The sequence below is a fragment of the Bacteroidota bacterium genome, from assembly GCA_018816945.1.
In the GTDB taxonomy this organism is placed as follows: Bacteria; Bacteroidota; Bacteroidia; order Bacteroidales.
In genome coordinates, this window is record JAHIVC010000025.1 from 1 (window position 1) to 14,024 (window position 14,024).

Consider the following 14,024-nt stretch of genomic DNA (forward strand, 5'->3'; position numbering starts at 1 on the left):
CATCGCCAACCATCCTTCATTACGGTATAATACCTCCATAGCAGGGGCAGTCGTAAAAGCATCCATAATATAATTACCCACAAATGGATTTGTACTAACACTACCATTATCAGATCTGCGAAAATGGGCGTCACCAAAATTAACTTCCATCACCCCAACTTTTACTGATAGGTTTTTCATTAAATCATCAACAAAGTCAGAATGGAAAAAGGGCATTTCATCCATCAATAAATAGCCACCCTTAACCCAGGACTCTGTATGATGACGAGATGAAAGATAGGTAGTAAGGCTAACTTTTACTCCACGATCTAAATAACCATCAATGGTGAAATTTGCAGTTGGAAGATTTATTCCTTTTCCAAGTTTTATTAATGGGGTAACAGACTCATGGCTTAAAGCCTGATATTGAAGTGCAAAATCAGCTTTCACATTTACCTTTAGTTTATCAAATGCATCACTTTTAATTTTAGTATTTTCAAATTGTTGACTAAAAACGGTAGTTGTAAAAAGCAATACAATAAAAAGCGTATTTATTTTTTTCATAATCATGTATAATTTAGTTGTTTGTCTTAGTTTAATATACTTAGTCAAAGCATCTACTCCTTCATTTTATATAGATGCTAATTAATTGTCTTAAATGTGAATTGGAATTTCAGGTTGACATCATCGCCCGTTTTAACTGCACCGAACATAAAAATTGGCGCACTAATTCCAAAGTCCGACATTTTAAGTGGGACAGTTCCTGAAATATCAAATTGTGATTCACTTAAAATCTTACCGACGAAAGGTATTGTGATTTCTTTTTTCTCACCGGCAAGGGCCAAAACCCCCATAATTTCACCTACAAATTGATCCTCTTTTTGCTCAAATGAAATTATTGATTCGAAAGCGAATTCTACTTTTGGAAACTCATCCGCCTTCAAGGCCTTATGAGCCTTCTTGTCCATCACATTCTTATCACTTAAAATTTTCTCAGCGTCACATTGGAAATGAACATATTTAATCTGTTTATTCTTTAACGCATCGAAATCGATGCTTGCAGTACACACAAAATCATTGGCAATCATCTGCCAGTCGTGCAATGTAGAGTTTCCATCAATAGTTAATTCACTCTTCTTGGGTATGATTTGATACTCCTTTTGTGCATAAGTGTTGTGACACATGAAGAGCAAAATAATCAAAGAAATTAGTTCTGCTTTTTTCATCATTTTAATGAAATTTAATTTTATCCTACTTATCCATCTATATTTATAGGACTAAATTATTTCATTTTATAATACACATAGACAGATAAGGCTTATTTAGAATGATAAAATCACTAATTCATATAAATTCGGTGATAAAAAAAGGATTATTTTTGAAGGATAATGAATTAAAATTGTGACAATTATATTTACATTTCAGTAGCTGTAAACGCTGTTAATAAATTATCGAATAATTTACTTGTATAAATAATAAAAAAAATGCTGCCTTAACAGACAGCATTTTTCAATAAAACTAATAAATGATATTAAACCTCAGGGTAGAATTCTGAACCCTTGTTTTCAGAGTATAACTCCGAGGAATTCAACCAACTTCTTGTCCGCCGAAGCGAACGCGAAGGAGGATTGAAATTTAGCGATCAATCTTAAAAGGTTTATGTGTTGGGAACACATAAGGCTTTTCTTTTATTTGTTTCATAAGTACTTCAACAGCTTTCATAAGCTGGGTATCGTATCCTTTAGCTAAATCCGTAGATTTTTGTTCAATGATAATATCGGGAGTTACTCCTTCATTTTCAACAACCCAATCTCCTTGTTCATTATAAATCCGATAATCGGGTGCAGTCAGACCACTTCCATCCATCAACTCTAAAAACATCGAAACACCAACAAGTCCACCCCATGTTCGGGTACCAATTACAGGGCCCATTTTGTTGAATTGAAACTCGTAAGGCAATTCATCGCCTCCTGAACCGGCATAACGATTCGTTAAACAAGCCATGTGGGCTGTAACAGCCAGTGCAGGAATTTGTTGATCTGCTGAATATCTTCTGGTCCAATATCCATGAGGCTTTTTCAGTAAGCGCTGAAAGAAAATTTCAGGATCAAGCCCTCCCCCATTAAAACGGCCATCGATAATCAAGCCTTCTTTTTTCGTTTGTGAATAAAAATATTTTGGGAAATCAATTGCCGATCCTTCATAAGTATCAGGGAAATAGATGTATCCAATTTTACCTCCGGAGGCCTTATCAACAGCTTTCCGGTTATCTTCCAACCATTCCATATATCGGATACCTGCTTCGCTGCGCTCAGGTACCACCGTGATTGTTCTGGCTCCCTTTTTATCAGGCACATTATTGATCAATAGGTCAATCTGTTTCCCACCTAAGTCAACGAAATAGCTGTAAATATTTTTATCAGTACTCACCTCAATTCCATTAACAGCCAATAAATATTCGCCTTCTTTTACGTTTAATCCGGGCTTGGCAAGTGGTGGGTAAATTTCTCTTGACCAATCCGGTTCAAGGTAAATCTTTTTGAATTGATAATGACCTTTGTCAATCTTCCAATCAACACCTAAAACACCAACATTTACACGACTTGCTTCACGCTCCCTTGGTCCACCATAAACATAGGTATGTGAGGTATTCAATTCACCTATTAATTCTCCAATGATAAATTGAACATCTTGTCGACAAGTTGCCAATTCAATTAATTTACCATATTTCACGCGCATTTGATCCCAATCAATACCATGCATTCCTGCCTCATAATAGAAATCACGTTCCATTCTCCATGCTTCATTAAATACAGCTTTCCACTCTGAGCGCGGGTCAATATTCATTTTTAATTCAGAGAGATTCAAATTATTGCCTTTGCTATTTTTGGCCTTTGAAGAGATGATGCCGATATTCCTTCCTTTACTGTATACAATGCTTGAACCATCAGCGGAGAGTTTATAATTATTGACTCCTTCAATAACGACTTCCTCTTTTGCCGATTCAAAATTATAGGCATAAAGTGTGCGTGGTGGTAAAGCCCGATAATCCATTCGATTGAAATCGCCATCTTCGGCATTTAAATAAAACAAATTTCCGTCATTAACAGTCAAATCACGATAGTTGCCTCTTGCAACAGGCAATGCTTCTATTCTCCCAACTAATCCATCAAAGTCAATTCGGAACGGGGTATTGACTTTTTCAACTTTTTTTACATTCTCTTCATCACTTTTATAAGGTAGAATTGACTTCCCATCAGCTTTCAAACTGAGGGCATAAACTCCTGCAATGTCTTTATAAACCATTTCCCATTCTATATCACAAAATGTAGGGTCGAAACGTCGGTTTGAAATAAATAACAGATATTCACCATCCTTTGTGAACACAGGGTTGAAATCATTGAAAAGCCCATTGCTTACCAAATAATTTTTTTTGTTTTCCAACGAATAAATATAAACCTGATATACAAAACTTGAATTCATATGTGAATAAGCAATGTATTTACTATCGGGTGACCACTGAAAATCATAGATCGGTTTATGATCCAATGAAATATCTACATTTTCGTGTTTTGCCTGAGCTACTTCGGTAATTTTTTTTGTAGCGACATCAATAAAATAACATCTTAAAGTTTGATCGGCAAATGCAATTTTTGTTCCGTCAGGCGACCATCTTAATGTATGTCGGTATCCATTTTTATGAGTTGTTAAACGAGCAGCTTCAGTCTCACCTTTGGCGTCCTGAACATAAATTTCAAACTCACCACTTTCATCGGATATGTAAGCGATTTTTGATCCATCAGGCGACCAGGCAGCATCTTTGTCTCTTGCACCACAATTATTACTGATATTTCTTATGCTTCCATCTTCGGTCGGTACACTAAAAATTTCGCCTCTTGCATTAATAAGTGCTCTTTTTCCGGTTGGTGAAATATCAAATCCTTGAATTATATCACTAACATTTTTAATTAAAGGACGAGTTTCAGGGGCATCAGCAAGAATCTCAATAGGTACCTGGCTTGCTTTGTTAGTTGCTATATCGTATTTCCAAATTTGCCCACCCAATTCATAAACAATGTTCTTATTATCAAATTCAGGTCTTCGAATATCATACTCACTATGTTTGGTAAGTTGCTTGGTTTCACCTGTATTGTTGTCAAATGAATAAAGATTCAACACTCTGTCTTTATCAGATACGTAATAGATTTTATCGCCGATCCACATTGGCATACGATCGGTACCATCGAAATTGGTGATATTTCTTTCTTCGTCTGTTGCAAAATCATAGATATAAACTTCCTGAGCACGGCCACCTTTATAACGTTTCCAGGTTCTGTCTTCACGGCTGGTTTTATTATAAGCGATCTTTGCGCCATCCGAAGAGAAACTTCCTCTTGCGGCATCATACATAATCAACTCTTCAATCCCTGTACCATCGGGTGAAATCAAAAACAACTTGGTGTAACGGCTGGTGCTATTGCGGCCCGAGCTAAAAATAATTTTGTTTTTTGTTGGATGCCAACCGATTACTTCATCTGCCCCGGGATGATAAGTCACCCGACAAATATCCCCACCATTGTTATTCATTACATAAACGTCAGCATTTCCATCAATTTCACCAGTAAATGCAATCATGGATCCATCAGCAGAAAAACGAGGATAACGCTCCTGACCATCATCCAAAGTCAATCGAATAGCAACCCCACCGTTTGCAGGGACGGACCATATATCTTCACCTGAAACAAATACAATTTGATTCCCATGAATATCAGGAAATCGCATTAATTGTGCTGCTCCCATTGCAGTCATGCTTATCATTACAAAGAATAATAAACCCGGAATAAACAATTTAAAAGTTTTCATTTTTTTAAATTTATATTAAACATTATTGAGTTTCAGAAAGGATTAATATTCAAAAGTATTGATATTATTATGTCTTTACAAAAAATATCAATTCAAATTCTTAATTATGGCAACAATTTGTAATAATTCAAAAAATATTTGTAACATTCAACGATCTTGCTCATCCAAGAAATGTACAAAACAGATTGAAAATGCTAAAAAACTTTCTCATCACTGCTTTAGAAACCTCAATAAGCAAAAGGGTTACTTTGTTATACACGAATTAGGCCTGGCCATTGGCCTTACCAGTTTTTTATTCATTTCACTATATGTTTACAATGAACTTACCTATGATCGGATCAATATAAGTCCAATTACTTTTGCATTGGCAACCTTTGTCGCATTACTCATTGGTTGGTTGGCTATTAGTTTTCAGGCCATTAGAGTAGCACTTAAAAACCCAGTAGAAGCTTTGAAGTACGAATAGGCCTATTTCGAGCACAACAAAAGTATCTCGGCTGTATATCCATCTATTTGGAAATTAGTCGGGTACTTTTTATTTCCATTCGTTGAAATAGGATTCATTTTTATGAGATTTGCCCTTTATTTATATTATATTTAACAATCTGAAAATAACTAGCAATTTTTAAAGAATGGAAATAAAGGAATTACTCAGCCAACCTATTATAAGCACTGGTACTGTAAATATTACGATTTATAGCATATTCATAATCTTGATTATCATCATTACAACAGCAATAACGCTACGATTTTTAAGGATGATCTTCAAGCGTTTAATTGCAAAAGAAGTGTTGGATCAAGGTCCAAGTTGGTCCGTATACTTAATCATAAAATATTTTATTTGGGTCATCATTATTATTGTAACCCTTGATACTATTGGCGTTCAAATTTCCATCTTACTCGCCAGTGTTGCTGCCTTATTGGTGGGTGTTGGTATGGGTATTCAACAATTGTTTAATGATCTCGCTTCAGGAATTATTATTTTAATAGAGCGGAATCTCAAAATTGGGGATATCATTCAACTGGACGACGGAACTGTTGGGAGGGTTTTATCTATAAGACTCAGGACTTCCATGATTAAATCGCGTGATGATATCGTGATGATCATCCCTAATTCAAAATTTGTAAATGACAAAATCATTAATTGGAGCCATTTGGACAAAACCACCCGTTTTCATATTAATGTTGGAGTTGCTTATGGCAGTGATGTTTTAAAAGTTAAAAAAGTGCTTTTACAATGCGCTGTGCAAAACAAAGCAGTCACTTCCAAACCAAAACCATTTGTCAGATTTTTGAACTTTGGAGATTCATCCCTGGATTTTCAATTATTTTTTTGGACTGCCCAGGCCTTTGAAGTTGAAAACTTGAAAAGTGATTTACGCTTCGCTATAAACGAAGAATTTATAAATAACGACATCCAAATTCCTTTTCCGCAAAGGGATGTGCATATTAAGCAATAAATGATACTTTGTCGAGGATTTACGATTGATCGTATAATTTAATCCTACTGATCAAAAAATTTAAATAATATTGAATTAAATTCATTTATTAAACGAAAGAAAAAAAATTGTACCACATGAAAAAAACGATAATGAGTATTACACTCATGTTGGCAATCAGCCTAAGTCTCATCAGCCAACAATTACCACTCACAGTAGCCGAAAAATCAGACTATAAAAGCACTTCAACCTATGCCGAAGTCATTGCCTTTATCAAGGATCTTAATGCTTCTCCATCTCAAATGAAAATTGAATACTTTGCCACAACCACTTATGGCAAGGAACTTCCATTACTCATTATTGCTGATCCTATGCCGCAGGGTCCTGCAGATTTAAAAAACGATAATCGGGTAGTTGTTTATATTCAGGCAAACATTCATGCAGGTGAGGTAGAAGGAAAAGAAGGCTCTTTAATGCTTGTTCGCGACTTGCTAAACACGAAATATGCATCCATTTTAAAAGATGTGGTGGTATTAGTCGTTCCAATTCTTAATGCCGATGGTAACGATCAGATAAGCAAAGCAAACCGCACCAATCAAAATGGGCCTGAGAATGGCGTAGGTGTTCGTCATAACGGGCAATACCTCGACATGAACCGAGATGCCATGAAACTTGAAACGCCCGAATTAAATGGTGTAGTTCAAAATATTTTAAACCGATGGGACCCCTCTGTTATGGTTGATTGCCACACAACAAATGGATCTTACTACGAAGAACCGGTGACTTTTGGTTGGGTAATGAGTCCGAATGGCGACTTAAAAATTAGGAATTTTATGAGAGATGTGATGATGCCGGATGTGCAAAATCGATTAAAAAATGATTACAAAACCGATAATTGTTTTTATGGCAATTTTATCGATAATCGAAACCCTGATAAGGGATGGATTTTTGATGCTGCTTCAGCTCGTTACATGACAAACTATATTGGGGTAAGAAGCCGCATGGCGATTTTGAATGAAAACTATGTACACGCCGACTATAAAGCCAGGGTTTTGGGTTCGTATAATTTACTAAAATCAATTTTAGATTATTCTGCAAAAAACAAAACCTTAATTAATAAACAAATTTCGGATGCCGATGAAAGAACCATTGCTAAAGGTAATAATCCTGACAAAGATTCGAAATTTGCTATTGAATATAAACCAACTCCTACACCTAAAGATGTTACAATCAAATCATATACAGTGGAAGAGTATAAGGATGAAAACGGGAGAACAAGATATCGACCTACGGATATCAAAAAAACGGTAACAGTGCCTTATCTTGCAGAATATATTGCCACAAAGGAAGTAAATACTCCTTACGCCTACGTTCTGTTGCATCCTGATGTAAAAGTCCTGAACAATTTGAAAGCTCATGGTATTAAAGTCGAGAAACTAAATAAAACCACTAAACTTGAGGTGGAACGATTTAAAATCAATGAGATCATTGGAGGACCAAATTTGAATCAAGGGCATTATAATACACTGCTTAAGGGTGAATTTGTTACCGATAATTTAGATTTTGAGGCAGGAACCTACATTGTGAGAACAGGTCAAAAACTAGGAAATTTAGTTGCCTATCTTTTAGAACCCGAATCAGATGATGGATTATTGTACTGGAATTACTTTGATAAATACCTGGCACCGCAATGGGGAAGAAATTATTTCCCTTACCCTGTTTTTAAGGTCATGAAAAAAACAGAACTTCCAACAATAAAAATTTGATTGTATTCATTTACACAAAAAAGATGAAAAAAATTTGTGTTTTTTTGGGTTAGAGCTATGGAAACAATAACATATATGTTGAGTCTGTAAAAAAACTTAGCGAAATATTTATCAAGAATAATTTTGTACTAGTTTATGGTGGGGCGAAGGTTGGATTAATGGGCAAATTAGCTGATCTAATCCTTGGTTCAGGGGGAAAGGTTATTGGCATAATTCCTAAATTTTTAATTGATAAAGAAGTTGCACATAATGGATTAACCAAACTTATTGAAGTTGATTCAATGCATGAACGTAAATCATTAATGCAGATGGAATCTGATGCATTTATCGCATTACCAGGAGGATTAGGAACAACAGAAGAGATTTTTGAAATGATCACATGGGGACAATTAAACATACATCAAAAACCTTGTGCTCTTTTAAATATTAATGGGTTTTATGATTTTATGAATGATTATTTAGATAATGCAGTAAATGAAGGGTTCATCGAAAAAGAGTTTAAAAATATGATTATTATTGAACATGACCCAAATAAAATAATTCAAAGATTTTTAAACTATGTTCATCCTAAAATTGACAAGGCAAAAATTGCGCTGACGAAAAATATTGTGATCTAAGATTTTTTTCAAAAGAGAAATCATAATTAAAGGTCAACAAAAACTACAGAACATATTGTATTAAAAATACAAAAATTGAAAGCGATGAGATATATTAACTGATTATTAAGTAGAACTATAATATGAGAAATAAAATGGAAAGACCCATGGTTGGAATCGGAATAATAATTGAAAATACAGAGCATAAAATTCTCATTGGTAAAAGGAAAGGAAGTCATTCTCCTTTTTATTCTATTCCGGGAGGACATATTGAATTAGGGGAAACCTTCGAACAATCTGCCATTAAGGAAGTTTTTGAAGAAACTGGATTGATAGTACAGTCACCTAAAGTAATTGCTGTCACAAATAACTTAAGGACTTATAAAAATGAAAAGAAACATTATATATCAGTTATTCTATATACAAACCGGTTCGAAGGAACAGCAAAAGTGTTAGAAAAAAACAAATGCGAGTTTTGGGAATGGTTTGAACCCACAAAAGTACCTGATCCACATTTTGATGCAAGTGAATTTGCGATTGAATGTTTTATTAAGAACCAGTTTTACATTCCAGATCAACATTAACTCATTAAAACAATATTTAACGATTAACAAATTATTACTAAGCATACATAAAATTTAATGATGATAAAGCTTAATATAAAAATAATTACATCTCTCATACTGGGATTTGTTAGTATTATTGCATACCCACAGTTTATACCTGTTCAGAACCCGATTACTAAAATTGCCATTCTTGGGAGTGGCAACCCCAATCCCGATCCCGATCATTCAGGTTGTTCAGTCGCTATAATCGTTAATGAAAAATCTTATATTATTGATTTCGGGCCGGGACTGGTTCGACAAGCATCAAAATTATCACCCCGTTATGGTGGAACACATACTGCACTGAGTGCTGAGAATTTAAAAATAGCCTTTCTCACCCATCTGCATTCTGATCATACAACAGGCTACCCTGACCTCATTCTTACACCTTGGGTTTTGGGAAGAGATAAACCACTTGAAGTTTATGGTCCGGAAGGTATAAAACATATGACTGAACATATTCTTGAAGCTTACAGAGAAGATATTAGATACAGGCTTTATGGTTTAGAACCGGCAAATAATCAAGGATGGCGTGTAAATACGCACGAAATTGAAGAGGGATTAATTTATACTGATGAATATGTCAAAGTTGAAGCTTTTAAAGTTGAACATGGAAGTTGGCCCAATGCATTTGGGTTCAGGTTTACAACACCTGATAAAGTCATTGTTATTTCAGGCGATGCAATGCCAAGCGAGAAGCTACAGAAATACGCTGAAAATGCTGATATTTTGATCCATGAGGTATATTCCAAATCAGGTTTTGATAAAAAAAACGATTTCTGGAAAGCATATCATTCAAGCAACCATACCAGCACCTTAGAACTTGCCGAATTGGCAAATAAGACAAAACCGGGCATGATTATCCTTTATCACACCTTATATTGGGGTGCAAGTGATCAGGACTTACTGGATGAAATAGCTACTATTTATAAAGGAAAAGTGGTAGTAGGTTTAGATGGACAAGTTTATTAACAAATTGATTCTATCTTAATAACTTCATCCCTGAATTTATAAACATCGCCAACTTTTAAGCCTTCCATAGCTTTATAAATAGGCACATTTGGTGAAATTGCAAAGTAGACATTATTATCCAGTTCAATACGGCCCAGTCCAATAGACACGAAAATCTTTTGTTTTTTAGTGAACACAAGTGCCCCAAACTCAACCTTGTTCAATTCTTGATCTGTAGAAATACGTTCAAGAACATCGGCCTGTTCATTTACTTTGGCCAGTTGTTGTGCAAACATATCCTTTTTACGCAATAATTGCATGCGAAACGAATCGTAACGATCTTTCGGAGCTCCATATTCATTTGCACTTTTTTGAGCATCTTCAATTACTGCTTTAAAATTTTCAACTGTTTCTTCAAGCTGTTTTCTTAAAACCTCTAACAACCTGGATTTCAGTCCAAGACAATTCATTTCATTTAGGTTATATTATTTAAAATCAGGTCAACACATGTTTGCTATAAATATAATTAGTAATTTTGATATCCCAAAATAAAAGACTTAAAATGACTCATAAAAATGATGAACCGGCTTATTCAATGCCTGTAATTGATATGCTAAAAGTAGCTAATGAATATTGCTTATTTATTGAACGGATTGAAAATTTTCCATCAGATGAGTTGTATCCTTTTATTCAAAAACTACTACCCCTATTGTATCTAAAAGGAAGTTTGCTTCCTAATGTGATCATGGATGAACCGGAAGCGAATGAACGATTTTTTACCGCTGAACAGTGGGAAGGCACCTTTGGGGTATTGCGGAACAAATTCAATACTGATGATGAGTTTTGGATTCTTGACTTAGAAGGCCCGGATGAAACAAATCCGATAAAAGCAAGTATTTCTGAACTCTTAACAGACATTTATCAGGATATGAAAGATTTTGTTTTACTTTATCAAAAAGAAGGCAGAACCTCAAAGCAAAATGCAGCTCATGATTGTAAATCATTATTCTTTTCGCATTGGGGAATAAGAGTAATTGACGTTTTAAAAATTATTCATAGCCGAAAAAGCCCGATCTTACCTGCCGATGATTACAATGATTTTATATAAAATATCATATTAATTATTTGATGCTTATTTAGAAAACAATTCCCTCTTTTATATTATTATGTTTACTATTTTTGCGTTTGATTAGAATTGATCTAAATTAGGATTGATTGTTTGAAGGGCTAGCAATGACATTATTTGATTTAACTCAGGGTGATAAAGCATATATTACAAAAGTAAGGGGACGAGGTGCATTCCGTAAGAGAATTATGGAAATGGGCTTTGTTGTTGGTAAAGAGGTAATTGTTGGCAAAAAAGCTCCATTAAAAAATCCGGTTGAGTATACAATAATGGGCTACAATATTTCGCTGAGAAATAGTGAAGCTGCCCTTATAGAAGTTACCACAACAAATAATTCAAACCCCAATGAAAATGGGTTTAATGGGGTTCTATCAGACAATACCTTAAAACATTCAACTCAATTTTTAAGCAAAGTCATCAACATTGCTTTGGTGGGGAACCCCAATTGTGGGAAAACCACTATTTTTAATTTTGCATCTAATTCGCACGAAAAAGTTGGAAATTACGGTGGGGTAACCGTGGATGCAAAAAAAGCCAAATTCAAACACAAAGGCTATACTTTTAATATTATCGATCTTCCCGGAACTTATTCCATCACCAGCTATACCCCTGAAGAATTATATGTTAGAAATCATATTTTTAACGAGCTGCCCGACATTATTGTGAATGTTCTTGATGCCTCAAATCTTGAGCGGAATTTATACCTCACAACACAATTAATCGATCTTGACCTCAAAGTTGTCGCAGCCTTAAATATGTTTGATGAACTTCAAAAAAAAGGGGACAAATTTGACTTTGATTCATTGGGAAAAATGATAGGAATCCCTATTGTTCCTACTGTTGGATCAAAGGGAACAGGTTTCAATGATTTGTTCGATAAGCTTATTCAGGTTTATGAAGATAAAGACGAGAGTGTTCGACATGTTCATATAAATTATGGTGAGGATATTGAAAAATCGATTCAACGAATTCAGGATAAAATTCGCATAGAAGAAAACAAAAAATTGACCAGCATTGTAGCTCCTCGTTTCTCTGCCATCAAACTTTTAGAACACGATAAAGAAGAACAGGATAGAATTAAGGAGAATTGCGTAAATCACAAAGAAATTCTTTCTGTTTCGCAAAAAGAAATTGAACGACTTGAAAATAATTTCAGCGATACAGCTGAAACAATTATTACAGATTATAAATATGGCTTTATTGAAGGTGCCCTAAAAGAAACTTATAAACAAAGCACTCTTGATATACGCCATTTCAGCAGAATGATAGACAATGTCCTAACGAGCAGGATTTTCAGCTATCCAATCTTTGTATTCCTGATGTGGCTCATGTTTCAGTCTACTTTTACGCTTGGTGCATATCCCGTAAAATGGTTGGAAACGCTTGTTGCAAATTTAAGTGAATTCGTTAGTACTATCCTCTTACCAAGTATTTTTACAGATTTGCTGGTTGATGGGATTATCGGAGGTGTTGGCGGCGTGGTTATTTTCCTGCCAAATATCCTGATTTTATTCTTCTTTATTTCAATCATGGAAGATACGGGATATATGGCGCGTATTGCTTTCATTGTTGATAAAATAATGCATAAAATCGGACTTCACGGCAGGTCGTTTATCCCGATGCTTATGGGATTTGGGTGTAATGTTCCAGCCATAATGGCAACCCGGACAATTGGAAGTAAAAATGATCGTCTGGTTACTATGCTTATTAATCCTTTCATGTCGTGCAGTGCACGATTACCCATTTATGTATTAATCATTGGCGCTGTTTTCCCAAATCATCCGGGGTTAATGCTATTTACAATTTATGGAATCGGAATTCTGCTTTCCATTATCATTGCCATCATTTTCAAGAAAACATTATTCAAATCAAAAGAAATGCCTTTTGTAATGGAGTTACCTCCATATCGAATGCCCACTATTAAATCCATTTTGAAACATACCTGGTTCAAAGGATCTCAATATCTAAGAAAAATGGGAGGAATCATTTTAATTGCTTCTATCATTATTTGGTGTTTACAATATTTTCCCAGATTTCACGAAAATGATTTAATTGCTGAGCAGCAAATTTCTCAGAGTATTGAAAAATACCAGCAACAAATTAGTGTAACTGATAATATTCCTGAGCAAATGCGACTCAAAGAATCCCATGAACAATACATTATGTCAATTAAACTAGAAAATGAAAGCTTGCAGCAGGAGAATTCATATATTGGTCGAATAGGTCATTTTATAGAGCCGGCTATGCTTCCCTTAGGTTTTGACTGGAAGATGGGTGTTAGTCTTCTGGCTGGTGTTGCAGGTAAAGAAATTGTGGTGAGTACACTTGGGGTAATCAACCAAACTGATATAAAAGCTGACGGAAGTACAAAAGGTCTTACACAAAAATTACAACAGCAAACCTTCAGCCACTCCAAATATATTGGGCAAAAAGTATTTACACCACTAACAGCATTTGGTTTTCTTATTTTCATTCTGGTTTATTTCCCATGTATTGCTGTCATAGCAACGATAAGAAGAGAGTCTGGTGGCTGGAAATGGGCCCTGTTTATGGCAACCTATACAACATTACTTGCCTATATTCTGGCGCTAGCCATCCATCAGATTGGCATACTGTTTTAAAGCAAATATGCCATTAGATTTGTATGAATCCAAATAATATATACCGGGCAATTCTTTAAATTTCAAAACTCTTAACTG

At 34.9% G+C, this 14,024-nt stretch carries 12 protein-coding genes; 8 read left to right on the forward strand and 4 right to left on the reverse strand.

The features are described from left to right. The 3 genes from KKG99_04740 to KKG99_04750 all read right to left on the reverse strand — a co-directional run. Positions 1-543: hypothetical protein (locus KKG99_04740; GenBank protein ID MBU1012290.1), on the reverse strand; the 543-nt coding region annotated here is incomplete at its 3' end. A gap of 77 nt (positions 544-620) precedes the next feature. Then, positions 621-1,208, reverse strand: coding sequence for a YceI family protein (locus KKG99_04745; GenBank protein MBU1012291.1), 588 nt, complete (start codon positions 1,206-1,208; stop codon positions 621-623). 406 nt (positions 1,209-1,614) lie between these two features. Continuing rightward, a complete protein-coding gene (locus KKG99_04750; protein ID MBU1012292.1) occupies positions 1,615-4,842 on the reverse strand; it encodes a PDZ domain-containing protein in 3,228 nt (1,075 codons plus the stop codon). A 106-nt stretch (positions 4,843-4,948) separates the two neighbouring features. Here KKG99_04750 and KKG99_04755 point away from each other — a divergent pair, with 106 nt between their 5' ends. The 6 genes from KKG99_04755 (at position 4,949) to KKG99_04780 (ending at position 10,220) form a co-directional block, all read left to right on the forward strand. Continuing rightward, positions 4,949-5,308, forward strand: coding sequence for a hypothetical protein (locus tag KKG99_04755; protein MBU1012293.1), 360 nt, complete (start codon positions 4,949-4,951; stop codon positions 5,306-5,308). Positions 5,309-5,474: 166 nt separating this feature from the next. After that, positions 5,475-6,302 (forward strand): mechanosensitive ion channel, encoded by an 828-nt coding sequence (locus KKG99_04760; GenBank protein ID MBU1012294.1) that lies wholly within the window; start codon positions 5,475-5,477, stop codon positions 6,300-6,302. Between the two features lie 116 nt (positions 6,303-6,418). Beyond that, positions 6,419-8,047 carry a M14 family metallopeptidase gene (locus KKG99_04765; GenBank protein ID MBU1012295.1) on the forward strand — a complete coding sequence of 543 codons (1,629 nt, stop codon included), beginning with the start codon at positions 6,419-6,421 and terminating at the stop codon, positions 8,045-8,047. A gap of 71 nt (positions 8,048-8,118) precedes the next feature. After that, positions 8,119-8,664 carry a TIGR00730 family Rossman fold protein gene (locus KKG99_04770; protein ID MBU1012296.1) on the forward strand — a complete coding sequence of 182 codons (546 nt, stop codon included), beginning with the start codon at positions 8,119-8,121 and terminating at the stop codon, positions 8,662-8,664. Positions 8,665-8,798: 134 nt separating this feature from the next. Then, a complete protein-coding gene (locus KKG99_04775; protein MBU1012297.1) occupies positions 8,799-9,227 on the forward strand; it encodes an NUDIX domain-containing protein in 429 nt (142 codons plus the stop codon). 60 nt (positions 9,228-9,287) lie between these two features. After that, entirely contained in the window at positions 9,288-10,220 is a 933-nt protein-coding gene (locus KKG99_04780; GenBank protein MBU1012298.1) for an MBL fold metallo-hydrolase, read from the forward strand. Here KKG99_04780 and KKG99_04785 read toward each other — a convergent pair. After that, complete coding sequence (locus tag KKG99_04785; protein ID MBU1012299.1) at positions 10,217-10,669, reverse strand: hypothetical protein; 453 nt, start codon at positions 10,667-10,669, stop codon at positions 10,217-10,219. The genes KKG99_04780 and KKG99_04785 overlap by 4 nt on opposite strands. Positions 10,670-10,761: 92 nt before the next feature. Here KKG99_04785 and KKG99_04790 point away from each other — a divergent pair, with 92 nt between their 5' ends. Beyond that, a complete protein-coding gene (locus KKG99_04790) occupies positions 10,762-11,307 on the forward strand; it encodes a DUF5063 domain-containing protein (protein ID MBU1012300.1) in 546 nt (181 codons plus the stop codon). 125 nt (positions 11,308-11,432) lie between these two features. Then, positions 11,433-13,946, forward strand: coding sequence for a ferrous iron transport protein B (gene feoB / locus KKG99_04795; protein MBU1012301.1), 2,514 nt, complete (start codon positions 11,433-11,435; stop codon positions 13,944-13,946). Positions 13,947-14,024: the final 78 nt, after the last annotated feature.